The 23,388-nt window shown below is 73.7% G+C and carries 22 protein-coding genes and 1 pseudogene; 14 read left to right on the top strand and 9 right to left on the bottom strand.

Annotated features, from left to right (window positions below; genetic code table 11):
- Window positions 1-80: 80 nt before the first annotated feature.
- Window positions 81-434 carry an iron-sulfur cluster assembly accessory protein gene (locus AB0C76_RS21890; protein ID WP_196950018.1) on the bottom strand — a complete coding sequence of 118 codons (354 nt, stop codon included), beginning with the start codon at window positions 432-434 and terminating at the stop codon, window positions 81-83.
- Between the two features lie 244 nt (window positions 435-678).
- Here AB0C76_RS21890 and AB0C76_RS21885 point away from each other — a divergent pair, with 244 nt between their 5' ends.
- Window positions 679-1,539 carry a GNAT family N-acetyltransferase gene (locus tag AB0C76_RS21885; protein ID WP_359967835.1) on the top strand — a complete coding sequence of 287 codons (861 nt, stop codon included), beginning with the start codon at window positions 679-681 and terminating at the stop codon, window positions 1,537-1,539.
- 71 nt (window positions 1,540-1,610) lie between these two features.
- Here AB0C76_RS21885 and AB0C76_RS21880 read toward each other — a convergent pair whose 3' ends face one another.
- The 3 genes from AB0C76_RS21880 to AB0C76_RS21870 form a co-directional block, all read right to left on the bottom strand.
- Window positions 1,611-2,978: a pyridoxal-dependent decarboxylase gene (locus AB0C76_RS21880; RefSeq protein ID WP_359967832.1), complete on the bottom strand. Its 1,368-nt coding sequence runs from the start codon at window positions 2,976-2,978 to the stop codon at window positions 1,611-1,613.
- A 201-nt stretch (window positions 2,979-3,179) separates the two neighbouring features.
- A complete protein-coding gene (locus AB0C76_RS21875; RefSeq protein ID WP_359967830.1) occupies window positions 3,180-3,644 on the bottom strand; it encodes an Lrp/AsnC family transcriptional regulator in 465 nt (154 codons plus the stop codon).
- A gap of 154 nt (window positions 3,645-3,798) precedes the next feature.
- Window positions 3,799-4,722 carry an NADP-dependent oxidoreductase gene (locus AB0C76_RS21870; protein ID WP_359967827.1) on the bottom strand — a complete coding sequence of 308 codons (924 nt, stop codon included), beginning with the start codon at window positions 4,720-4,722 and terminating at the stop codon, window positions 3,799-3,801.
- Window positions 4,723-4,925: 203 nt separating this feature from the next.
- On the opposite strand from AB0C76_RS21870, the gene nadA reads away from it, so the two are divergent.
- Window positions 4,926-6,098, top strand: a complete 1,173-nt coding sequence (nadA, locus tag AB0C76_RS21865; RefSeq protein WP_359967993.1) for a quinolinate synthase NadA — start codon at window positions 4,926-4,928, stop codon at window positions 6,096-6,098.
- A gap of 81 nt (window positions 6,099-6,179) precedes the next feature.
- On the opposite strand, the gene AB0C76_RS21860 is transcribed toward nadA, so the two are convergent.
- Window positions 6,180-6,473: a hypothetical protein gene (locus tag AB0C76_RS21860; protein WP_359967825.1), complete on the bottom strand. Its 294-nt coding sequence runs from the start codon at window positions 6,471-6,473 to the stop codon at window positions 6,180-6,182.
- A 36-nt stretch (window positions 6,474-6,509) separates the two neighbouring features.
- Window positions 6,510-7,319 carry a PspA/IM30 family protein gene (locus AB0C76_RS21855; RefSeq protein ID WP_359967822.1) on the bottom strand — a complete coding sequence of 270 codons (810 nt, stop codon included), beginning with the start codon at window positions 7,317-7,319 and terminating at the stop codon, window positions 6,510-6,512.
- A 300-nt stretch (window positions 7,320-7,619) separates the two neighbouring features.
- Between AB0C76_RS21855 and AB0C76_RS21850 the strand changes: the two genes are divergently transcribed.
- Both AB0C76_RS21850 and AB0C76_RS21845 read left to right on the top strand, forming a co-directional pair.
- Entirely contained in the window at window positions 7,620-8,216 is a 597-nt protein-coding gene (locus tag AB0C76_RS21850) for a DUF3043 domain-containing protein (RefSeq protein ID WP_359967819.1), read from the top strand.
- Between the two features lie 188 nt (window positions 8,217-8,404).
- Window positions 8,405-9,145, top strand: coding sequence for a methyltransferase domain-containing protein (locus AB0C76_RS21845; protein ID WP_359967990.1), 741 nt, complete (start codon window positions 8,405-8,407; stop codon window positions 9,143-9,145).
- A 26-nt stretch (window positions 9,146-9,171) separates the two neighbouring features.
- Here AB0C76_RS21845 and AB0C76_RS21840 read toward each other — a convergent pair whose 3' ends face one another.
- Window positions 9,172-9,372 (bottom strand): hypothetical protein, encoded by a 201-nt coding sequence (locus AB0C76_RS21840; RefSeq protein WP_359967816.1) that lies wholly within the window; start codon window positions 9,370-9,372, stop codon window positions 9,172-9,174.
- A gap of 108 nt (window positions 9,373-9,480) precedes the next feature.
- Between AB0C76_RS21840 and cobU the strand changes: the two are divergent.
- From cobU to AB0C76_RS21805, 7 genes and pseudogenes are all read left to right on the top strand, one after another.
- Window positions 9,481-10,041: pseudogene (gene cobU / locus AB0C76_RS21835) on the top strand (bifunctional adenosylcobinamide kinase/adenosylcobinamide-phosphate guanylyltransferase); the annotation flags it as partial.
- A 28-nt stretch (window positions 10,042-10,069) separates the two neighbouring features.
- Window positions 10,070-11,185: a nicotinate-nucleotide--dimethylbenzimidazole phosphoribosyltransferase gene (locus AB0C76_RS21830; RefSeq protein WP_359967813.1), complete on the top strand. Its 1,116-nt coding sequence runs from the start codon at window positions 10,070-10,072 to the stop codon at window positions 11,183-11,185.
- Window positions 11,186-11,326: 141 nt separating this feature from the next.
- Window positions 11,327-12,118, top strand: a complete 792-nt coding sequence (locus AB0C76_RS21825) for an adenosylcobinamide-GDP ribazoletransferase (RefSeq protein ID WP_359967810.1) — start codon at window positions 11,327-11,329, stop codon at window positions 12,116-12,118.
- A gap of 261 nt (window positions 12,119-12,379) precedes the next feature.
- Window positions 12,380-13,879: a leucyl aminopeptidase gene (locus AB0C76_RS21820; protein ID WP_359967807.1), complete on the top strand. Its 1,500-nt coding sequence runs from the start codon at window positions 12,380-12,382 to the stop codon at window positions 13,877-13,879.
- A 403-nt stretch (window positions 13,880-14,282) separates the two neighbouring features.
- Window positions 14,283-15,671 (top strand): dihydrolipoyl dehydrogenase, encoded by a 1,389-nt coding sequence (gene lpdA, locus AB0C76_RS21815; RefSeq protein WP_359967804.1) that lies wholly within the window; start codon window positions 14,283-14,285, stop codon window positions 15,669-15,671.
- 72 nt (window positions 15,672-15,743) lie between these two features.
- Window positions 15,744-17,468 (top strand): 2-oxoglutarate dehydrogenase, E2 component, dihydrolipoamide succinyltransferase, encoded by a 1,725-nt coding sequence (gene sucB / locus AB0C76_RS21810; protein WP_359967802.1) that lies wholly within the window; start codon window positions 15,744-15,746, stop codon window positions 17,466-17,468.
- Between the two features lie 157 nt (window positions 17,469-17,625).
- Complete coding sequence (locus AB0C76_RS21805) at window positions 17,626-18,141, top strand: DUF4240 domain-containing protein (protein WP_359967799.1); 516 nt, start codon at window positions 17,626-17,628, stop codon at window positions 18,139-18,141.
- A gap of 30 nt (window positions 18,142-18,171) precedes the next feature.
- On the opposite strand, the gene AB0C76_RS21800 is transcribed toward AB0C76_RS21805, so the two are convergent.
- Complete coding sequence (locus AB0C76_RS21800) at window positions 18,172-19,299, bottom strand: DUF2510 domain-containing protein (protein WP_359967796.1); 1,128 nt, start codon at window positions 19,297-19,299, stop codon at window positions 18,172-18,174.
- A gap of 119 nt (window positions 19,300-19,418) precedes the next feature.
- A complete protein-coding gene (locus AB0C76_RS21795) occupies window positions 19,419-19,916 on the bottom strand; it encodes a GNAT family N-acetyltransferase (RefSeq protein WP_359967793.1) in 498 nt (165 codons plus the stop codon).
- Window positions 19,917-19,979: 63 nt separating this feature from the next.
- Between AB0C76_RS21795 and AB0C76_RS21790 the strand changes: the two genes are divergently transcribed.
- The 3 genes from AB0C76_RS21790 (at window position 19,980) to AB0C76_RS21780 (ending at window position 23,349) form a co-directional block, all read left to right on the top strand.
- Window positions 19,980-20,885, top strand: a complete 906-nt coding sequence (locus AB0C76_RS21790) for a TIGR01777 family oxidoreductase (RefSeq protein WP_359967790.1) — start codon at window positions 19,980-19,982, stop codon at window positions 20,883-20,885.
- 390 nt (window positions 20,886-21,275) lie between these two features.
- Complete coding sequence (locus AB0C76_RS21785; RefSeq protein ID WP_359967787.1) at window positions 21,276-22,607, top strand: NAD(P)/FAD-dependent oxidoreductase; 1,332 nt, start codon at window positions 21,276-21,278, stop codon at window positions 22,605-22,607.
- Between the two features lie 58 nt (window positions 22,608-22,665).
- A complete protein-coding gene (locus AB0C76_RS21780; RefSeq protein ID WP_359967784.1) occupies window positions 22,666-23,349 on the top strand; it encodes a hypothetical protein in 684 nt (227 codons plus the stop codon).
- Window positions 23,350-23,388: the final 39 nt, after the last annotated feature.

The raw sequence follows: 23,388 nt of genomic DNA, 5'->3' as shown, positions 1-23,388 counted from the left end.
GACGCGGGCACGACGAAGGCGGCCCCGGGTGTTCCCCGGGGCCGCCTTCGTCAGTCGTTCGAGCGCTGAGCCGCTGGGGCTCAGCTGAACGAGTCGCCGCAGGCGCAGGAGCCCGTGGCGTTCGGGTTGTCGATCGTGAAGCCCTGCTTCTCGATGGTGTCGACGAAGTCGACGGTGGCGCCGCCCAGGTACGGGGCGCTCATCCGGTCGGTGACGACCTTCACACCGCCGAAGTCCTTGATGACGTCGCCGTCGAGCGAGCGCTCGTCGAAGAACAGCTGGTAACGCAGGCCGGAGCAGCCACCGGGCTGGACGGCGACACGCAGCGCGAGGTCGTCGCGGCCTTCCTGCTCCAGCAGGGCCTTGACCTTGCCCGCGGCGGCATCGGTGAGGAGGATGCCACTCTCTACGGTGGTCTCGTCCTGGACGGTCATCTGCTTTCTCCCGGTCTTTGAGAACGGTCTGCCGCCAGTGCCAACCAAGGGCCGTCCGGATTCATTTCCCGGACGGCTGTGGTTTTGCGGCCTCTCGGCGGCGGATTTTCCGTGGGCCGGGTGTGCCACCCGCGTCCCCTACGGTTCCCATGCTCGCACAACCGGGATGGAGCGGTCACCGCGCGATCCCCCGATCCGGGCGAAGCGGCCTCGCGGCGGCGCGGCGGACGCCAGGATGGTGGGCATGATCCTGCGCCAGGTCAGGGACACCGCCGCCGACGCGGAGGCCGTCCAGGAGATCGCCCTCGCCTCGTCCGCCGCCTCCGGGCCCGGCACCCCGGGCGCTGCGCCGACGCCGGTGCAGCTGGCGCGCACCAGACACCTGGCCCGCACGGATCCGTCGGGCTGCTGGCTCGCCGAGAGCGCCGGGGAGGCGGTCGGCGCGGTGCTGTCGATGCGCCGGGAGGGGCTGTGGACGCCGTCCCTGTTCGCCGTCCGGCCGCAGGCGCAGGGCAAGGGCGTCGGGCGGCTGCTGCTGGAACGGGCGGCGGCCCACGGGCGCGGGTGCCTGCGCGGGATGGTGTGCGTGCCGCAGTCCGCGGCGGCGGCCCGCCGCTACCGGATGGCCGGGTTCACACTGCACCCGGCGATGCGGCTGGACGGCCGGGTGGACCGGGCCGGCCTGGTCGATCCCGGGGACATCCCGGTGCACCGCGGCAACGCGACCCACCGGCACCTGCTGGACTCGGTGGACCGGCGGCTGCGCGGCTCGGCGCACGGGCCGGACCACGAGCTGATGCTCGGCCACTTCGAGGAGCTGCTGATCGCCGACGCGCTGGCCGGCAGCGGCTACTGCTACCGCGACGGCGGCGAGGTGAAGCTGCTGGCCGCCACCACCAAGCGGATCGCCGCCCGGCTGCTGCGCGAGGCGCTGGCCCGGGTGCCGGAGGGGGTGCGCGCGCGGGTGGACTTCCTCACCGCCGAGCAGGAGTGGGCGCTGGACGTCGGCCTGGAGGTGGGGCTCAGCCCGGAGCCCGGGGGCTACGTCGGCCTGCACGGGATGCGGCCGCCGGCGCCGTACCTGCCGAGCGGGGCCTTCCTGTAGCGACGTTCCCGTGGGCGCGCCGCGGCCCCGCCGGAGGTGCTCCGGCGGGGCCGCGGCGATGAGCGTGGCGCTCAGGCCATGGTGTCCAGGATCTCCCGGACCATCTCCATCGTGGTGCCCGGGTGCAGGAAGGCGAAGCGGGCGACCGTCTCGCCGTCCCAGCCGGTGGGGGTGACGAAGCCGATCTGGTCCGCGAGCAGCTGCTGCGACCAGCGGTAGTAGTCGTCGTTGGTCCAGCCCGTGCGCTTGAAGCAGACCGCGGAGAGCTGCGGGTCGAACAGCAGCTCCAGGTGCTCGGTGTCGCGGATCAGCTGGGCGGTGTCCTGCGCCAGCTTGAGGCCGGTCTCGATGGCGTCGGTGTACGCCTGGGTGCCGTGCACGGCGAGCGAGAACCAGAGCGGCAGGCCACGGGCGCGCCGGGTCAGGTGGTAGGCGTAGTCGGTGGGGTTCCACTCGTCGCCCTCGGTGTGCAGGACGTCGAGGTAGGAGGCGTCCTGGGTGTGGACGGCCCGGGCGAGCTGCGGGTTGCGGTAGATCAGCGCGGCGCAGTCGAACGGTGCGAACAGCCACTTGTGCGGGTCCACCACGAAGGAGTCGGCGTGCTCGATGCCGTTGTAGCGGGCACGGACCGAGGGGGCGAACAGGCCCGCGCCGCCGTAGGCGCCGTCCACGTGGAACCACATGTCGCGCTCGCGGGCGACCTCGGAGAGGCCCTGGAGGTCGTCGACGATGCCCTCGTTGGTGGTGCCGGCGGTGCCGACGACCGCGATCACCGTCTCCGGGGCGGGGTCGGCGGCCAGGGCCGCGCGCAGCGCCTCACCGGTGAACCGCCGGTCGACGGTCGGGACCTTGAAGGCCTCGACGCCGATGATGTTGAAGGTGTTCTTGACCGAGGAGTGCACCTGGTCCGCGACGGCTATGCGCAGGCGCGCCTCCGGGCCGACGCCCAGCTTGCGGCGCGCGGTGTCGCGGGCGACGACCAGGGCGGACAGGTTGCCCGCCGAGCCGCCGGAGACGAAGCAGCCGCCGGCCGTCTCGGGCAGGCCCGCGCGGTCGGCGATCAGCCGCAGCACCTGGTTCTCGGCGGCGATGGCGCCGGCCGCCTCCAGCCAGGAGATGCCCTGGAGGGAGGCGCAGGAGACGACCATGTCGAACAGCAGCGCGGCCTTGGTGGGGGCGCACGGGATGAAGGACAGGTAGCGCGGGCTGTCGGCGGAGATGACGGCGCGGGACAGCTCGTGGTCGTAGAGCTTGAGCACGTCGGCCGGGCTGTTGCCCTCGGGGTTCAGCAGGCCGGCCAGCTGGGCGCGCAGGTGCTCGCCGTCGCCGGGGTGGTCGAGCGGGACGGGGTCGTACTGCAGCCGCTCCCGCATGTAGTCGAATACCAGGTCGACCAGTTCGTTGTCGGGCCGGTGCATGCGGTCGGGTGCTGCGGACACGGCTGTCCCTCTCGGCTGGGGGTGGCGGGGGATCCGGCCGGGCGGGGAGCGTTCACCGCGCTGACCGGACGTGATCAGCGTAGGCAGCGAACGGGGCGGGCCGCGCGTCGGAACGCGGCTGGTCAGGCAGGTTTCGAGCGTCTTCGGGCCGGTCCGCGCAGGATTCCTGCGTACGACCCGGGGTGTCCGTGGACGGGCCCCTCAGCCGATCAGCTGGGACAGGACGACGGAGGAACGGCTGCGCTGGACGCCGGGCTCGCGGCGGATGCGCTCGATGACGGCCTCCAGATGGCGCATGTCGGCGGCGCGCAGGTGGACCAGGGCGTCCGGGTCGCCGGTGACCGTCCAGGCGGCGACCACCTCGGGGAACTGGCGCAGGCTCGCGAGGATCTCCTCCGGCGCGGTCCGCTCGCGGCAGTACACCTCGACGAAGGCCTCGGTCTGCCAGCCGAGCACGGCCGGGTCGAGCACCACGGTGAAGCCGCGGACCACCCCGCGCGCCCGCAGCCGGTCGATCCGGCGGCGGACGGCGGTGGCGGAGAGGTTCACCTGGAGGCCGATCTCGGCGTAGGAGGCACGGCCGTCGCTGCCGAGGCGGGCGAGGAGCAGCCGGTCGGTCTCGTCCAGGTCCGCCCCGGTCACCTCGTGCGCTCGGCTGCTGCTCATCGGTGCGGGGCTCCACGGGTCGTGCGGGGATCGGCGGACGGGACGGCAGTGGCCGGTCTGCCGAAACGGTTCGGCACCCATTCTGGCGGATGACATGACCGAGTTCATCGCTGACAGATGACCGGGAGGCGTACACCAGGGCGTCACTCGTGGCTCAGGTCACCAGCAGCACGATCTTCCCGCGGGTACGGCCCTCGGCGCTCAGCGCCTGGGCCGAGGCGGCCTGGGCGAGCGGGAACGTGGAGGCGACGGTCACGGTGAGCCGGCCGTCGTCGGCCAGCGCGGCGAGTTCGGCGAGCCCGGCCGCGTCGGGACGCACCCACACGTAGTGGCCACCGAGCTCCTTGACCCGGTAGTCGGTGGTCGAGGCGGTCCGTGACGGGTCGCGGACCAGGCTCGCCGAGACCTGGACGGCGCCGTGGCCGACCAGGTCGAGGGCCGCGTCCACGCCGCCCGGGGCGAGCGCGCGGACCCGGTCGGCCAGGCCCTCGCCGTACGCGACCGGCTCGGCCCCGAGGCCGCGCAGGTAGTCGTGGTTGCGCTCGCCGGCCGTGCCGATCACGCGCGCGCCGCGGGCGCGGGCGATCTGGACGGCCAGGTGGCCGACCCCGCCGGCCGCCGCGTGCACCAGGAGGGTCTCCCCGGCCTTCACGCCGAGCGCGTCGAGGCACTGCAGGGCGGTGAGCCCGGCCAGCGGGAGGCCGCCGGACTGCGCCCAGTCGAGCGCGGCGGGCTTGCGGGCGAGGGTGCGCACGGGCGCGGCGACGAGTTCGGCGTAGGTGCCGTGCTCGACGGCGTCCTTGCGGACGTAGCCGTAGACCTCGTCGCCCGGCGCGAACTCGGTGACCCCGCCGCCGACCGCACGGACCACGCCGGCCGCGTCCCAGCCCATGACCAGCGGGAAGTGCGCGTCCAGCATCCCGTCGAGCGCGCCCTCGCGGACCTTCCAGTCCACCGGGTTCACCCCGGCCGCGCGGACCTCCACCAGCACCGAGTCCGGGCCGACCTTCGGGTCGGGCAGCTCGGTGTACTCGACCACCTCGGGGCCGCCGTAGCGGTTGATCGCGATTGCCTTCATGCGCCCAGCCATACCCGGAGCCGCCCGGATACCGATTCGGCCACGCCAGGAAGCATCCGTTCCGGCGAGCGGTTCTCGTCACATCGACAGGATGGCCATCGTCACTCTGACGCTAACCGGTTAGAATAGATAGTGTCAGATAGACGAAAAGGCTTCACCGCTTGATCGGCCGCACAGAAGGGCACCCGCCCGTGACCACCACCATCACCGAGACCTACGGCGTCGACCCCACTCCGACGCCGCTCGCTCTGCTGCTGCTCGGCCGAGAGGCCGACCCGAACAGCGAGCGCGGCGTCGAGTGCCCCGGTGACCTCCCCCCGGCCTCCGACCCCGACCTCGTCGAGCGCGCCCGGGCGGCCAAGGCCGCGCTGGGCGAGCGCGTCTTCATCCTCGGCCACCACTACCAGCGCGACGAGGTGATCGAGTTCGCCGACGTCACCGGCGACTCCTTCAAGCTCGCCCGGGACGCGGCCGCCCGCCCGGAGGCCGAGTTCATCGTCTTCTGCGGCGTGCACTTCATGGCCGAGTCCGCGGACATCCTCACCGGCGACGACCAGAAGGTCGTCCTGCCCGACCTCGCGGCCGGCTGCTCGATGGCCGACATGGCCACCGCCGAGCAGGTCGCCGAGTGCTGGGACGTGCTGACCGACGCCGGCATAGCCGACGTGACCGTCCCGGTCTCGTACATGAACTCCTCCGCCGACATCAAGGCCTTCACCGGCAAGCACGGCGGCACCATCTGCACCTCCTCCAACGCCAAGCGCGCCCTGGAGTGGGCCTTCGAGCAGGGGCAGAAGGTCCTGTTCCTGCCCGACCAGCACCTCGGCCGCAACACCGCGGTGCGCGACATGGGCTTCTCGCTGGACGACTGCGTCCTGTACAACCCCCACAAGCCGAACGGCGGCCTGACCGCCGAGCAGCTGCGCGACGCCAAGATGATCCTCTGGCGCGGCCACTGCTCGGTGCACGGCCGGTTCAGCCTGGACTCGGTGAACGACGTCCGCGAGCGCATCCCCGGCGTCACCGTCCTGGTGCACCCGGAGTGCAAGCACGAGGTCGTCGCCGCCGCGGACATGGTCGGCTCGACCGAGTACATCATCAAGGCGCTCGACGCCGCCGAGCCCGGCTCCAAGTGGGCCATCGGCACCGAGCTGAACCTCGTCCGCCGCCTCGCCAAGGCGCACCCGGACAAGGAGATCGTCTTCCTGGACCGCGCGGTCTGCTTCTGCTCCACCATGAACCGGATCGACCTGCCGCACCTCGTCTGGGCGCTGGAGTCGCTGGTCGAGGGCCGGGTGCCGAACGTGATCACCGTCGACCCGGAGACCGAGCGGTACGCCAAGGCGGCGCTGGACCGGATGCTCGCCCTGCCGTAACGGCCCCGGACGCACGAAGGGCGGGCCCCCTCCGGGTGGAGGGGGCCCGCCCTTTCGTCTGGCGCCGAGCGGTGCGGAAGGCTACTCCGGGTACCCGGGGATGACGCCCTCGTCATCGGCCATCAACAGGGCGCGGACCTCGTCGATCGTCGCCTCCGCGGCAGGCAGTATCAGCTCGGACGGCTCCAGCGAGTCGTCCGGCAGCCTGGTGCCGTACTGCTTCACGGCAGCCAGCAGCTTGCCGTACGCCGAGCGGAAGAGCTCCTCGTCCCCCGAGTCGACCGCGGTCACGAGCTCCGCGTCGAGCTCGTTGAGCAGGTTGAGGTGGGCTTCGCCGAGCTCGAACTGCCCCTCACCCATGACCCTCATGATCATGCCGTGCGTCTCCCTGGTTCGTGGGTGGAGCTCAGCTCACTTGTTGTAGTTGATGCGCGGGGTGTCCTGCGGGTGCGCGTCCTGCGGCTGCTGCTGCGGCTTGCCCTGCTCGATCGCGGCCGGACCCGAGGCCGGACCGCCCGACAGCTCGGCCTTCATGCGGGCCAGCTCCAGCTCGACGTCCGAACCGCCGGCGACGCGCTCCAGCTCCGCCTCGATGTCGTCCTTGCGGCCGAGGCCGCTGGCGTCGTCGAGCGCGCCGGAGGCCAGCAGCTCGTCGATCGCGCCGGCCCGCGCCTGCATCTGCGCGGTCTTGTCCTCGGCGCGCTGGATCGCCAGGCCGACGTCACCCATCTCCTCCGAGATCCCGGAGAAGGACTCGGCGATGCGGGTCTGCGCCTGGGCCGCGGTGTAGGTGGCCTTGATGGTCTCCTTCTTGGTGCGGAAGGCGTCCACCTTGGCCTGCAGCCGCTGGGAGGCGAGCGTGAGCTTCTCCTCCTCGGCCTGGAGCGCCTGGTACTGCGTCTCCAGGTCGTTGATCTGGGACTGCATGTTGGCCTTGCGGGTCAGCGCCTCGCGCGCGAGGTCCTCGCGGCCGAGCGACAGCGCCTTGCGGCCCTGGTCCTCGTACTTCGCGGACTGCTGCTGGAGCTGGGTCAGCTGGAGTTCCAGGCGCTTGCGCGAGGTCGCGACGTCCGCGACGCCACGCCGTACCTTCTGCAGCAGTTCGAGCTGCTTCTGGTAGGAGTAGTCGAGCGTCTCACGGGGATCCTCCGCCCGGTCCAAGGCCTTGTTCGCCTTGGAGCGGAAGATCAACCCCATACGCTTCATGATTCCGTCGCTCATGGGCCTCGGGTGCCCCCTTCTCCGGCCTGCGGTCTCTATCTCGTTACCAGACACGACGAGTGTATGTGCAGCGAGCCCGTCGCCGCAGTGCACCTGCCTGCAACAAGACTGCTACAGCGCTGGGCGCCTCTTCCTCATCCCCCGGGTGGATCCCGCTCTCATCCCCCCAATCCTCCACCCGACCGATCCCCTACGGGAAGGGGCCGGAAAACCCCGGGCCGGTTCCCACCTCGCGGATCGATACGCGTTTGCGTCCGAGGCCGCCCCGAGAAGCTCCTCCGCACCCCGTACGCTGGTGGTGTGTTCCGACGCCGTTCAGATGATGCCGCTGCCTCCACCGTGCTGGAGAAGCAGGACGAGACGACCCAGGCCCGCGACCCGCAGGCCAAGAAGGGCCGGCCCACGCCCAAGCGCAGTGAGGCCGAGGCCAACCGGCGTACCCGGGTGGTCGTGCCCAAGGACCGCAAGGAGGCCGCCAAGCAGGCCCGCGACCGGATGCGGGTCGAGCGCGAGAAGCAGCGCCAGGCGCTCATGGACGGTGACGAGCGCCACCTGCCCGCGCGCGACAAGGGCCCGGTGCGCAAGTTCGCCCGCGACTACGTGGACGCCCGCTGGTCGCTGGCCGAGTTCTTCCTCCCCGCGGCCGTGCTCATCCTGGTGCTCAGCATCGTCAAGGTGCCGGCGCTGCAGCTGCTCTCCACCCTGCTGTTCCTGCTGTTCTTCGTCCTGGTCGCGCTGGACTTCGTCCGCCTCGGCCTCGGCCTGCGCAAGCAGCTCGGCGAGCGCTTCGCCGGCCAGAACACCCGCGGAACGGTCGCCTACGGCCTGATGCGCATCCTGCAGATGCGCCGACTGCGGCTGCCCAAGCCGCAGGTCCGTCGCGGGGAGCGGCCCTGACCGCCGAACCGGTGGACTCCGGCTGGGCCCCCCCGTCCTGGGAGGGGCCCGGCCTCTACGCGCTGCCGGGCCAGGGCGACGGCGGGCACGACCGGCTCGGCCAGGAACGCGAGGGCCAGGAGCGTGCCGGCCAGGAGCGTCGGCTGCCCTCCCGCAGCGGCTCCTTCGCGGGCGGCACCGCCGCGTGGCTGGACCGGCTCGGCGGACTGCGCAACTTCGTGCGCCAGGAGCTCGTCGCCCGGCAGCTCGCCGAACAGCTGGCCGGCCGCGCCGCGCAGCGCGTCCTCGACATCGGCTGCGGCCAGGGCACCCAGGCGCTGCGCCTGGCCCGGGCCGGGCACTACGTCACCGGCATCGACTCCGACCCGGTCGCGCTCGGCGTCGCCCAGGGGGCGCTCGCCGAGGAGGCGCCCGAGGTCCGCGGGCGGATCCAGCTGCTCAGCGGCGACGGCCACCAGTGCGGGCGCTGGTTCGGCCCGCGCAGCTTCGACGTCGTGCTCTGCCACGGCGTCCTGATGTACCTGCCCGACCCGGACCCGATGATCGCCTCGCTGGCCCGGCTGCTCGCGCCCGGCGGACTGCTCTCGCTGCTCGTCCGCAACCGCGACGCGCTCGCCCTGCGGCCCGCCGCCGCCGGGGACTGGCGGGCCGCCCTGCACGCGTTCGAGAGCGACCGCTACTACAACCGGCTCGGGCTGGCCGCCCGCGCCGACCGGCTCGCCGACCTGTCCGTCACCCTCTCCGAGGTGTCGGTGCCGCTCAGGCACTGGTACGGCGTGCGGGTCTTCACCGACAACGCCCCCGACGACGCGGCCCCGCCGGTGGACGGGCGCCAGCTGGCCCAGCTGCTGGAGGCCGAGGACCGCGCCGGGCGCACCGACCCCTACCGGCAGGTGGCCGCGCTGCTGCACGTCATCGGGGCCAAGTAACGCCCCCGGGCGGGCGGTTGCGCCGGTCAGTCCTCGTGCAGGCTCATCGAGTAGACGACCCGGTCGTCGTCCAGCAGGACGGCGTTGTCGACGCCGTCCTCGGCGAGCTGCTTCCAGGTCTCGCCGATCCAGGTCTCGGCGTCGCCCTGGCCGGCGAACTCCTCGTGCCCGACGCCCGGCGCCACCTCGGTGCCGTCCGCCTTCTCGTACCGCCACGTCCAGACCATGCCCGGCTCCTCCCGCCGACGACCCTGCCAGTGTGCTGCGCACCTTAGCCTGCCCGGCACGATCTTCCGTATGCCCGGTCCGGCAGGATGGGAACCATGGCGACCCACCCCGAACCCTCCCGCACGCTCCTCCTCGGCGGTGCGCGCTCCGGCAAGTCCACCAAGGCCGAACTGCTCCTCGCCGACCGGGCGGACGTCCTGTACGTCGCCACCGGTGGCACCCGGGACGGCGACGCCGAGTGGGCCCAGCGGGTCGCCCTGCACCGCGACCGGCGCCCGGCGAGCTGGCGCACCGCCGAGACCTGCGACCTGGAGGCGGTCCTCGCGGACACCGCCGATCCGGCGCCGGTGCTCGTCGACTGCCTTGCCCTGTGGCTGACTTCGGTGATGGACGAGTGCGGCGCCTGGGACGACGCGGCCTGGGCCGGCGGCGCGGAGGCCGCCGTGCAGCGGCGGTGCGACGCCCTCGCGCGGGCCTGGGCGGCGACCGGGCGGCACGTCGTCGCCGTGAGCAACGAGGTCGGCATGGGTGTCGTCCCGGCGACCGCCGCCGGCCGCCGCTTCCGCGACACCCTGGGACGGCTCAACATGGCCGTGGCGGACGCCTCGCAGCGTGTGCTGCTGGTCGTGGCCGGGCAGGTTCTGACGGTCAAGCCAGCCGCAGCGTGAACACCTGTGGCGTGTAGCCTCTCGGACGATGGACACGACCGTGGATCTCGATACGTTCTCCTCGCTCGTCGAGCGCCCCGACGACAGCGCCCGGCGGGCCGCCGACGAACGCTGGCAGGCCGCTGACCGGCCGCGCGGCGGGCTCGGCAAGCTCGAGGAGCTGGGCAGCTGGCTGTCGTCCGTGCAGGGGCGCTCCCCGGTGCGGCCGGTCTCGGCGCCCAAGGTGCTGCTGTTCGCCGCCGACCACGGAGTGGCCGCGCTCGGGGTGTCCCGGCTGCCCGCCGAGGGCGGCACCGCGGCCCGGGTGCGGGCCGTGCTCGACGGCACCGCGCCGGTCGCCCGGCTGGCCTCCCGGTACGGCGCCGACGTGCGGATCGTCGACGTCGCGGTGGACACCGACCCGGCGGACTTTCCCGACGAGGTGGTCGGCCACCGGATCCGGCGCGGCTCCGGGCGGATCGACATCGAGGACGCCCTCACGCCCGAGGAGACCGTCCGGGCCTTCCGGGCCGGCATGTCCGTCGCCGACGAGGAGGCCGACGCCGGGACGGACCTGGTCCTCCTCGGCGACCTCGGGGTCGGCTCGACGACCGTCGCCGGGGTGCTGATCGGCGCCCTGTGCGGGACGGACGCCGCCGCGGTGACCGGGCGCGGCTCGGGTATCGACGACCGCGTGTGGATGGTCAAGTGCGCGACCGTCCGCGACGCGCTGCGGCGGGCCCGGCCGGTCCTCGGCGACCAGCTGGCGCTGCTCGGCGCCACCGGCGGCGCGGATTTCGCGGCCATCACCGGCTTCCTGCTCCAGGCCGCCGTGCGCAAGCTGCCGGTCGTGCTGGACGGGGTCGTCTCCGCGGCCTGCGCGCTGGTCGCGCAGCGGATCGCCTTCCGGGCGCCGGAGTGGTGGCGGGCCGGGCAGTCCAGCGGGGAGCCGGCCCAGGCCAAGGCGTACGACCGCCTGACGCTGACGCCGATGCAGGACCAGGGGATCACGATGGGCGAGGGCGTCGGCGCGCTGCTGGCACTGCCGCTGCTCCAGGCCGCCGGGGACGCGCTCGCGGACGAGGCGCCGCGCGCGTACGTGCCGGCGGCGCCCAAGGAGCAGCCGAGGCTGCCGTCGGCGGCGGACCTGCTGCGGCGGCTGTAGCGGCGCGTGCCCGGAGCGTTCGACCGGGAGCACGTGCAACTGCCCCTTGGCGGTTGGCTCTGGGTCGCAGCCCGCCGAATTCGCGCAGCTCCCCGCGTCCCTGAGGGGCGCGGGGATTCCTTCTGGTGAGGAGTGACGACGGTGGCGGGCGAACGGGAGCAGGCCAACTGGAGCGACGGGCTGCGGTTCGCGTTCGGGACGCTGTCGGTCCTGCGGGTGCGGGTCGAGCGGTGGGACCGGGCGGCCGGGGGGCGGGCCATGGTGCTGGCGCCGGCCGTGGGGCTCGTGCTGGGCGGGATCGCGGCCGGGGCCGGGGCGCTCGTCGCCTGGCGGGCCGGCGGGCTGCTCGGGGCGGTCACGGCGGTGGGTGTGCTCGCGGCGCTCACCCGGGGACTGCACCTGGACGGGCTCGCGGACGTCGCCGACGGACTGGGCAGCGGGAAGCCCGCCGAGGACGCGCTGCGCATCATGAAGCAGTCCGATATCGGGCCCTTCGGCGTACTTGTGCTGCTTCTCGTCCTGTTCGCCCAGATCGCCGCATTGGCCGGGCAGTTCGGGCACTCGCCGCTGCGCGGGGCGCTCGCGGTCCTGTGTTCCGCGGCGGCCGCGCGGTGCGCGCTCGCGTGGGGCTGCCTGCGGTCGGTTCCGCCCGCGCGACCGGGCGGACTCGGGGCGATGGTGGCGAGCACCGTCGCTCCCCCGGCCGCCCTGGCCGCGACGGCCGCGGCGGCGCTCCTTCTGGCCATTTCCGGCCTGCTTGACGGATCGTCATACATTCGCCTCCCCCTGGCCCTCACCCTCGGGGTCGGCTGCGCGTGGCTGCTGCTCCGCCGCTGCGTACGGCGCTTCGGCGGCATCACCGGGGACGTGCTCGGCGCCGTTGCGGAGACCGCCGCGACCGGCTCGTTGTTCGCCCTGGCGTTGCTGGCCTGACACCGGGCGGCGCGTGATCCCACCATGCGGACTACCATGCGGGGAGCACCGCAGCCCTGCACCGTCGCAGGTCCTGCCCGCCCGGCGCCGAGCGTGGAGCCGGGGCCTCTGGTGTGCGTGTCCGCGAACGGCGGGTGCGCGTAGCCAGGGGACCCGGACCCGGACCGCGCCGGAGGGACACCCGCGACGCCCGCCGGGCTGCGCCGGTGCGGCAGCCTCGCCGCACCCGGCCGTGGACCGCGAAAGAACAGGACGCATTACGTGACTGCATTGTCTGTGAGCACCTCCGCCGCCGCCTCGCTGCGTGCGGACGCGCTGGTGGTCGGTGTCGCGAAGGGCCCCAAGGGCATCGTGCTGGCCGCCGGCACCGACGCCGTGAACGAGGCGTTCGAGGGCAAGCTGGCCGAGGTCCTCACCACCCTGGGCGCGACCGGCGCCGAGGGCGAGGCCGTCAAGGTCCCCTCGCCCGCCGGCCTGAAGGCCGCGCTCGTGCTCGCGGTCGGCCTCGGCGAGGCGGCCGAGGAGGGCTACGGCCTGGAGACGCTGCGCCGCGCCGCCGGTGTCGCCGCCCGCACCCTGGCCGGTGCCAAGAAGGCCGCGCTGGCCCTGCCCGCCGAGTCCGTGGACGAGGTCGAGGCCGTCGCGCTCGGCGGTCTGCTCGGCTCGTACGCCTTCGGCACCTACAAGGGCGAGGGCGGCAAGGAGCCGGTCGGCGAGCTCGTCGTGCTGGCCCCGCGCAAGGGCAGCAAGGACTCCAAGGCCGCCGTCGAGCGCGCCGTCGCCATCGGCGAGGAGATGAACCGGGCCCGCGACCTGGTCAACACCGCCCCGAACGACCTGAACCCGAAGAGCTTCGCCGCGATCGTCCAGGCCGCCGGCAAGGAGCACGGCCTCAAGGTCGAGGTGCTGGACGAGAAGGCGCTCACCAAGGGCGGCTTCGGCGGCCTGCTGGGTGTCGGCAACGGCTCGGCGAACCCGCCCCGGCTGGTGAAGGTGGCCTACACCCACCCCAAGGCCAAGGCCACGCTCGCCTTCGTCGGCAAGGGCATCACCTACGACTCGGGCGGCATCTCGCTGAAGCCGGCCGGCCACAACGAGACCATGAAGTGCGACATGGCCGGCGCCGCCGCCGTGTTCGCCGCCGTGGTCGCGGCCAAGCGCCTCGGCCTGGCCGTCAACGTCACCGGCTGGCTCGCGCTGGCCGAGAACATGCCGTCCGGCTCCGCCACCCGCCCGGGCGACGTGCTGCGCATGTACGGCGGCAAGACCGTCGAGGTGCTGAACACCGACGCCGAGGGCCGCCTGGTGCTGGCCGACGCGATCGTGCGCGCCGGCGAGGAGAACCCGGACGCCATCGTCGACGTGGCCACCCTGACCGGCGCCATGGTGCTGGCCCTGGGCAACCGCACCTTCGGCGTGATGTCCAACAACGACGAGCTGCGCGAGACCCTGCACACCGTCGCGGGCGAGGTCGGCGAGCAGTCCTGGCCGATGCCGCTGCCGGCCGAGCTGCGCAAGGGCATGACCGAGTCGACCATCGCCGACCTGGCCAACATGGGCGAGCGCATGGGCGGCGGCCTGGTGGCCGGCCTGTTCCTGAAGGAGTTCGTGGCCGAGGGCACCGACTGGGCGCACCTGGACATCGCCGGCCCGGCGTTCCACGAGGGCGCGCCGTTCGGCTACACCCCGAAGGGCGGCACCGCGAGCGCGGTGCGCACCCTGGTCGCCTACGCCGAGCGGACGGCGGCGGCGAAGGCCTGACCCGGCCCACCCGTTCGGAGGGGGCCCGGCGCGCGTGCGCCGGGCCCCCTCCGGCGTTCCGGACGGGTTACCCGCTGGTAGGCCACCACCCGACCCCGCACCCCTGTTCGCTGCGGGCGAAACTTTGTTCCGCAGTGCGGAAGCGATGGTGCCCGAAGGCCTTCGCGGCGCCCGCCCGGCGGCTGCCAACCCGGCGTTGAGCTGCAATGATGCCCTTCCGTCGGGGGTGTTCCCACCCCCGTGACCACCCTGTGGGACACCCGCGGGGCGGACCCGGACATCAGCCACCGTGAACAAGTGCGAAGATGTATTTCCGGCACGACTGGGCGCCCCACAAAGGCTTCCGACCCACCGGACCGCGACCGGCCCGGCGATCCACACCCCATTGCATGGAGGACGTGACGTGGCGAACGACGCCAGCACCGTTTTCGACGTAGTCATTCTCGGAGGCGGAAGCGGCGGTTACGCCGCGGCGCTCCGCGCCGCTCAGCTGGGCCTGAGCGTCGCCCTGGTCGAGAAGGGTGAGCTGGGCGGCACCTGCCTGCACCGCGGCTGCATTCCGACCAAGGCGCTGCTGCACGCGGCCGAGATCGCCGACGAGACGAAGGAGGCCGCCGAGTTCGGCGTGCTGGCCACCTTCCAGGGCATCGACATCAACGGCGTCCACAAGTACAAGGACGACGTCGTCGCCGGCCTGTACAAGGGCCTCCAGGGCCTGGTCGCCTCCCGCAAGGTGACCTTCATCCAGGGCGCGGGCAAGCTCTCCTCGCAGACCTCGGTGGACGTCAACGGCCAGCGCATCGAGGGCCGCCACATCATCCTCGCCACCGGCTCCGTGCCGCGCTCGATCCCGGGCCTGGAGATCGACGGCGACCGCGTCATCTCCTCCGACCACGCGCTCAAGCTCGACCGCATCCCGAAGTCGGCCGTCATCCTCGGCGGCGGCGTCATCGGCGTCGAGTTCGCCTCGGTCTGGAAGTCCTTCGGCGTCGACGTCACCATCGTCGAGGCGCTGCCGCACCTCGTCCCGCTGGAGGACGAGAACTCCTCGAAGCTGCTGGAGCGCGCGTTCCGCAAGCGCGGCATCAAGTTCGAGCTGAAGGCCCGCTTCTCGGGCGTCGAGTACACCGAGGCCGGTGTCCGCGTCTCGACCGAGAACGGCAAGCAGATCGACGCCGACCTGCTGCTCGTCGCCATCGGCCGCGGCCCGGTCTCGGCCGGCCTGGGCTACGAGGAGAACGGCGTCGCGATGGACCGCGGCTACGTCCTCGTCGACGAGTACATGCGCACCAACGTGCCCACCATCTCGGCCGTCGGTGACCTCGCCCCGACCCTGCAGCTCGCCCACGTGGGCTTCGCCGAGGGCATCCTGGTCGCCGAGCGCCTGGCGGGCCTCAAGCCGGTGCCGATCGACTACGACGGCGTCCCGCGCGTGACGTACTCCAACCCCGAGGTGGCCTCCGTCGGCATCTCCGAGGCCAAGGCCGTCGAGCTGTACGGCAAGGACAAGGTCGTCACCCTCAAGTACAACCTGGCCGGCAACGGCAAGAGCAAGATCCTGAAGACCGCCGGCGAGATCAAGCTCGTCCAGGTCAAGGACGGCGCCGTGGTCGGCGTCCACATGGTCGGCGCCCGCATGGGCGAGCAGGTCGGCGAAGCCCAGCTGATCTACAACTGGGAGGCCCTGCCGGCCGAGGTCGCGCAGCTCATCCACGCGCACCCGACCCAGTCCGAGGCCCTGGGCGAGGCGCACCTGGCGCTGGCCGGCAAGCCGCTGCACGCGCACGACTGATCACGCCTCCACCCCCGTTCCCGGTACTTCCCGTACTTCCGTACGCAAGACTTGATAGGAGTCGCTGAAACCATGGCGGTCTCAGTAACACTGCCCGCGCTGGGCGAGAGCGTTTCCGAGGGCACCGTCACCCGCTGGCTGAAGGCCGAGGGTGAGCGTGTCGAGGTCGACGAGCCGCTGCTCGAGGTCTCGACCGACAAGGTCGACACCGAGATCCCGGCGCCGGCCTCCGGCATCCTGGCCTCGATCAAGGTCGGCGAGGACGAGACCGTCGAGGTGGGCGCCGAGCTGGCGATCATCGACGACGGCTCCGGCGCCCCGGTCGCCGCCGCTGCTCCGGCCGCCGAGGCCGCGCCCGCCGCCGCCCCGGCCCCGGTCGCCGCCGCTCCGGCTCCGGTCGCCCCGGCCGCCCCGGTCGCCGCCGCTCCGGCCGCTCCGGCCGGCGACGCCACCCCGGTCCTGCTGCCCGCGCTGGGCGAGTCGGTCACCGAGGGCACCGTCACCCGCTGGCTGAAGGCCGAGGGTGAGACCGTGGAGATCGACGAGCCGCTGCTCGAGGTCTCCACGGACAAGGTCGACACCGAGATCCCGTCGCCGGTCGCCGGCGTCGTCGTCAAGATCCTGGTCGGCGAGGACGAGACCGCCGAGGTCGGCGCCCAGCTCGCGCTGATCGGCGCCCCGGGTGCGGCTGCTGCCGCTCCGGCCCCGGTCGCCGCCCCGGCTCCCGTTGCCGCCCCGGCCCCGGTCGCCGCCCCGGCCCCGGCAGCCCCGGCCGCCCCGGCTCCGGTCGCCGCCGCTCCGGCCGCCCCGGCTCCGGTCGCCGCCCCGGCTCCGGTCGCCCCGGCTGCCCCGGCCGCCCCGGTGGCCGACGCCGGTGACGCCTACGTCACCCCGCTGGTGCGCAAGCTCGCCGCCGAGCACGGCATCGCGCTGTCCGCCGTCACCGGCACCGGTGTCGGCGGCCGCATCCGCAAGCAGGACGTCATCGCCGCCGCCGAGGCCGCCAAGGCCGCGCCGGCTCCGGTCGCCGCCGCCGCCCCGGCCGCCGCGCCGAAGGCCGCCGCCGCTCCGTCCGCCCTGCGCGGCCAGACGGTCAAGATGACCCGCATGCGCAAGGTCATCGGCGACAACATGCTGAAGGCCCTGCACGAGCAGGCCCAGCTGACCAGCGTGGTCGAGGTGGACGTCACCAAGATCATGTCGCTGCGCGCCAAGGCCAAGGACTCCTTCCTCGCCCGCGAGGGCGTCAAGCTGTCCCCGATGCCGTTCTTCGTCAAGGCCGCCGCCCAGGCGCTGAAGGCCCACGCGGTCATCAACGCCCGGATCAACGAGGCCGAGGGCACCATCACCTACTTCGACACCGAGAACATCGGCATCGCGGTGGACTCCGAGAAGGGTCTGATGACCCCGGTCATCAAGGGTGCGGGCGACCTCAACATCGCCGGCATCTCGAAGAAGACCGCCGAGCTGGCCACCAAGGTCCGCGACAGCAAGATCACCCCGGACGAGCTGTCCGGTGCGACCTTCACCATCAGCAACACCGGCTCGCGCGGTGCGCTGTTCGACACCGTGATCGTGCCGCCGAACCAGGTCGCCATCCTGGGCATCGGCGCCACCGTCAAGCGCCCGGTCGTCATCGAGGCCGACGGCGGCACCGCCATCGGCATCCGCGACATGACCTACCTGTCGCTCTCCTACGACCACCGCCTGGTGGACGGCGCCGACGCCGCCCGCTACCTGGTCGCGGTCAAGGAGATCCTGGAGGCCGGCGAGTTCGAGGTCGAGCTCGGCCTCTGACCCCACGAGGTCCCCGCGGAACCCCGCGCCGTCCCCGGACGGCGCGGGGTTCCGCCGTTCCCGGACGGCCGCCGACGAACGTTCCGCCGGGCGTCTCCAGCGTTTCGCCGGGCCATGGCATGCGCGGAGGCGGGCGAACGGGGATGCTGGAGCGGTGATGGACGAGACCGACTTCTGGCAGATCATCGACGAGACCCGGGAGGCCGCCGACGGCGACCCCGACGAGCAGGCCGACCGGCTGGTGGAGCACCTCGTCCAGCTGACCCCGGACGACGTCATCGACTTCGCCCGGCTCTTCGAGGCCCGGTTCCAGCGCGCCTACCGGTACGACCTGTGGGGCGCCGCCCACCTGCTGCTCGACGGCGCCTCCGAGGACACCTTCGACTTCTTCCGCTGCTGGCTGATCGGCCAGGGCCGGGACGTCTTCGAGGGCGGGCTGCATGAGCCGGACGACCTGGCCGACCTCCTGCCCGAGTTCGACGAGGAGGAGGACGGCGAGGCCGAGGACCTCGGCTACGCCGCCGACGAGGCCTACGAGCAGCTCACCGGCCTGCCGCTGCCCGAGGTGGGCGGGCGGCAGGCGGGCCGTCCGTCCGGGACGCCGCTGGACTTCGAGGATCCGGACGCGATGGCGAAACGCTTCCCCAAGCTCTGGGAGCGCTACGGGGACTGAGCGCGCGCTCCTCCCGGTCGCCGGTGCGGGTCAGGTCGTGGTGCCCGTGCCGGCGCTGCCGTCCTGCTTGATGCCCCGGAGGATCTGGTCCAGCACGGAGGCGTCCGGCGCGGCCGGGTCGTCGTCCACGCCGCCCTCGAACACGACGAACCCGCCGCCCTTGGCCGGGACGGCGGCCAGCAGGACGTAGCCCTGGGTGCCGTCCGAGGTGCGGACGTGCCAGCGGGACGCGTAGCCGAGCACCCCGGCGACGGTGACGTAGCCCGAACCGGAGTCGGTGTGCGAGGTGATCCCGGTGAAGATCGCGGCCGCGTAGTCGGGCATCGCGGCCTCGGCGGCGGCCTTGGCGGTGGCGCCCTGGGCGGTGTCCTTCTGGATCGCGAACTGGCCGCGGATGCAGGTGTTGTTCCCGTCCGGGCAGGTGTAGCGGCCGGAGCCGAGGTAGACCGTCGACTTGGTGCTGTCGGTCTGCGCCTCCCAGCCTTCGAACACCGGGACGGTGATGGCGTGCTGGGGGTCCGGCACGGTGCTCTTGAGGACGGGCGCGGGCTTGGGCGCCTGCTGCGTCTGCTTCGGGGTCGGCACGGTGGTCGGGAGCGTGTAGGTCGGGCTGGGGACCGGGTCCTGGCTCCGGGTGACGGTGACCGTCGGGTTCGGGGTCGGGTCGGCCGTCGGGGAGCCGCCGGCGAGCGTCAGGCCGGCGATCACCGCACCGACGACGAGGAGCGCGGCGGCGATGCCGATGACGACGCCCGGCTTCACGCCTCCGCCGCGGGCCGGCGGCGGGTAGCCGTAGCCGGGCGGCTGGGCGCCGGGGTACGCCGGGCCGTACTCCTGGTTCCCGTAGCCCTGGCCGTACTCGGGAGCGCCGTAGCCCTGGCCCGGGTAGCCGTAACCGGGGGCCTGGCCGCCGCCGTAGCCGTAGCCGGGCGGCGACGCGTCCTGCGGGCCCGGGGCGCCGTAGCCGTACCCGGCGGCCGGGGCCGGCGGCCCGGGCGGCTGCCAGCCCTGGGTCGGCGCGTCGGCGACCTGGGCGGCGCCGCCCTGGAGCGGGCGCACCTCGGAGGTCCAGGCGTTGCCGTCCCACCAGCGCTCCTGACCGGGGGCGCCGTCCGCACCGGGTACCGGGTACCACCCGGGAGGCGTCGAGTTGCTCACGGGCGTACCGTACCCGGCGCGACGGCGGTCGAGACAGTGCGGGTCGGTCACGACTCTGCACCACTCGTTCACAACTGACGTGCCGTCAGGAGTGGTGGGCGAACGACCGGCCGGGGCGCTCAGTCGGTGAGGCGGCGGGCCATCCAGATGTCGTCCACGTACGAGCCGTCGATCAGGAACTCCTCCGCGAGCGAGCCCTCGACGACGAAGCCGCAGCTCTCGTAGAGGCGCCGGGCCGGGGTGTTCCAGCCGAGGACGCGCAGCGTCATCTTGCGCGCGCCCTCGGCGTGCGCCGCGGCGCACGCGGCCTCGACGAGCTTCCGGCCGACGCCCCGGCCGCGCACGGAGGCGTCGACGGCCAGGCCCTGGATCTGGCGGACGTGCCGGTTGCTGGCGAGCGGGGTGGCCGGGACCGGGCGGATGTAGCCGACGATCCGGTCGTCGAGGAGGGCGAGCAGGTACTGCTCCGGGGCGTGTCGCTCGTCGAAGACGCCGTCCTCCTCCGGCGGCTGCGGGGCGACCTCGGACAGGGGGGACCACACGGCGCGGTTGAGGGCCGCGAGTTCGCGCTCGTCCTCGGGCCTGGCAGGTCGGATGATCAGATCGTCATCGTGCATGCGCGTCAGCCTAATGAGGGGTGTCCAAACTTCCCACGGGTTAAGAGCTGGGAGGATGGGCCCATGCGCATCGCTGTCACAGGCTCCACGGGTTTGATCGGTTCGGCGCTCGTCCGCTCCCTGACGGCGGACGGCCACGAGGTGGTCCGGCTGGTCCGGCACCGCTCCAGGACGGGTCCGCAGCCCGACGGCACCACGGCCATCGGCTGGAACCCGCTGCTCGGCCAGGTGGACCGGGACGGACTGGCCGGCGTCGACGCCGTCGTGCACCTGGCGGGTGCCGGGGTCGGCGACCACCGCTGGACGGACGCCTACAAGCGGGAGATCCGGGAGAGCCGGGTGCTCGGCACCGAGACGCTCGCCGTCGCACTGGCCGAGCTCGAGGAGGCGCCGAAGGTCTTCGTCAGCGCCTCCGCGGTCGGCGTGTACGGGCAGACCGGCGACCGGGTGATCGACGAGGGCTCCCCCCTCGGCGACGACTTCCTCGCCGAGGTGTGCGTGGAGTGGGAGGCCGCCGCGCGGCCCGCCGAGCGCGCCGGGATCCGGGTCGTCCACCCGCGCACCGGGCTCGTGCTGTCCGCGGCCGGCGGGGCCGGCGGGCGACTGTTCCCGTTGTTCAAGCTCGGCCTGGGCGGGCGGCTCGGCGACGGGCGGCAGTACTGGAGCTACATCTCGCTGGCCGACGAGGTCGCCGCGCTGCGCTTCCTGATCGACCGGGGCGACCTCTCCGGCGCCTTCAACCTCACCGCGCCGGAGCCGGTGACCAACGCCGAGCTGACCGCGGCCCTCGGGCGCGTGCTCGGCCGGCCGACGCTGTTCCCGGTGCCGGAGGCGGTGCTGAAGGCGGTGCTCGGGGAGCTCGCGATCGAGGTCGTCGGCAGCCACCGGGTGGTGCCCCGGCGCCTGCTCGACGCCGGCTTCGAGTTCACGCACACGGACGTCGACGCGGCGGTGCGGGCGGCGCTCTGAGAGGTTCTGACTGCCCTCCGCGGGCTCGCGCCGGGCCCCGGAGCGTACCGCGCCGGGGCCCGGAAACGTACCGGGCGTACGGCGTTCGTGCTGGCCAGGGGCATATGCCGAGCGGGGGTCGGACGGGGCTCCGACAGGGGGCGCACGGGAGCACGCGGCGGGCGCGTTGCACGCCCCCGGTGACCGTGCGCGCCCGCCGACCCCCGAACCCGGCCACCACGGCGCACAGTCCGTGACCGCGCCCCCTCCCGCGCCCTTCCCGGCACCCGATCCAGCCCGATGCGTTTGTCTGACGCTCACACTGACTGGGCATCACATCGTCGGACCGTGTCCCGGCACCCCGCTGCCTGCGTCGGCCGGAGCCCCGGGAACCAGGGAGGGAGCACGCCCGTGCCCACGTACGACTTCACCCGCCGCGCCCGCCGACCGTCCGACCCGGACGTCGTCGTGGTGGGCGCCGGCCTCGCGGGCCTGACCGCTGCCCGCGCGCTCACCGGCCAGGGCCTCACCGTTCAGCTCCTCGAACGCGCCGACCGGATCGGCGGCCGGACGGCCACCCGCGAGCTGGACGGGTTCCGGCTCGACGACGCCAGCCACCTGCTCAACACCGCGTTCCCCGAACTGCGCCGCGCGCTCGACGTCGACCGCCTGGATCTGCGCCCGCTGGCGCCCGGCGTACTCGTGCACAGCGCCGGCCGCCGCTACCGCGCCGGGGACCCGCAGCTCACCGCCGCCCGGCAGGCCGCCGTCCGGGCCCCGCTCGGCAGCCCGCTGGACAAGGCCCGCCTCGGCAGCTACCTGGCCCGGCTCGCCGCCACCCCGGCCGGGCGGATCCACGCCCGCCCCGAGACCACCGCCGCCCGCGCGCTCACCGGCCACGGGCTCGCCCCGCGCACCGTCGACGGCTTCCTGCGGCCGCTGCTCAGCGCCCTGCTCGGCGATCCGGCGCTCGGGACCAGCAGCCGGGTCGCCGAGCTGGTCCTGCGCTGCTACGCCCGCGGGCGGCTCTGCCTGCCCGCCGGCGGCATCGCGACCGTGCCGGCCCAGCTGGCCGCCGCACTGCCCGCCGGCACCGTGCGCACCGGGATCGAGGTCACCGGGATCGCGGCCGACGGCGTCGAGACCGCCGCGCACGGCCGGATCGGCGCGCAGGCCGTCGTCATCGCCACCGACGCCCGTTCCGCCGTCGAGCTCATGCCCGGACTGCGGCTGCCGGACTTCCACCCCGTCACGACCTTCTTCCACGCCGCCGACCGGTCCCCGGTGAACGAACCCGTCCTCCTCCTGGACGCCGACCGGCCCGGCGGTCAGCCGCCGCTCGTCGCGCACTCGCTGGTGCTCAGCGAACTGGACCCCTCGTACGCCCCGGCCGGGCAGGCGCTCGTCGCGACCACCGTGCTCGGGCGGCGCGCCTTCGACGCGGGCGGCCCGGCCGGGCTCGAACCGGCCGTCCGGGCCCGGCTCGCGGAGCTGTACGGGACGTCGACCCGGGGCTGGCAGTTCCTCAGCGTCCGGCACCTGCCCGACGCGCTGCCCGCCATGCCGCCGCCGCACAACCCGCAGCGGCCGGTCCGGGTGCTCGCCGGGCTGTACGTCGCCGGGGACCACCGGGACACCAGCTCCGTGCAGGGCGCCCTCGTCTCCGGACAGCGGGCGGCGCGGGCCGTGCTGCGCGACCTCGGGCTGCCGGCGTCCACGCGGGAGGCGGAGGCCGCGGCCTGACGGCGGTCGCGGCTGCCCGGAACACGGGGACGGCCTGCCGGGGCGGCGGACCGGCATCGTGCCAGGATGCCGACATGCCCGCTACGACCGCTACGCGGATGGTCCCGCCCGGTGCGACGGCCGCCACCCGGGCCCTGCGGCCGGTCGCGCGGCGAGCGCCGCCGTCCACCCGGTCACGCTGATCCTGATCCCCGCCGCCGCGGTGGCCGCGCCGCTGCTCGCCGACCGGCTGCTGCGGTGGATCGCCGTACCGACCGTGGTGTTCGAGGTCGTGCTCGGCGTCCTGATCGGACCGGACGTCCTGGGCTGGGCGCACGTCGACGACCTGGTCACCGCGCTCTCCCAGGTGGTGGTGAGCGCGAACCCGGCGAAGGCGCCGTCCAAGGGGTCCCGGTTGACCAGCGCGCCCACCCCGAGGGCGCTGCTGCTCGTCCCGGCGTTCCTCGTGCTGCTGCTCGCGATGCGCGGGGCGCCGGCGGCGCTGCTCGCCCCGGCCGGGCTCGGGCGGCGCGACCGCGGCGCGCTCGGGCTGTACGGCGCGACGGCGCCGCCGCTGGTCGTGGTGATCACGACGATCGAGGTCGGGGCCGGGCACATGCCGTCCTCGACGGCCGCCGCGCTGGTCGGCGCGGGGATGCTCCCGGTGCTCCTCCTCCCGCTCGCCGCACAGCGGCTGCGCGGCGACATCCGGCCTCCGGCGCCGGAGGCGGGGCGGCCGCGGGTGCGCGCCGAGAGCTGGTGAGCCGGACTGCTCGTGGGGCCGAAGCCGGTGCGGGCCGGG

It is taken from the genome of Kitasatospora sp. NPDC048722, assembly GCF_040650235.1.
In the GTDB taxonomy this organism is placed as follows: domain Bacteria; phylum Actinomycetota; class Actinomycetes; order Streptomycetales; family Streptomycetaceae; genus Kitasatospora.
This window is presented reverse-complemented; position numbering and strand designations above follow the sequence as displayed.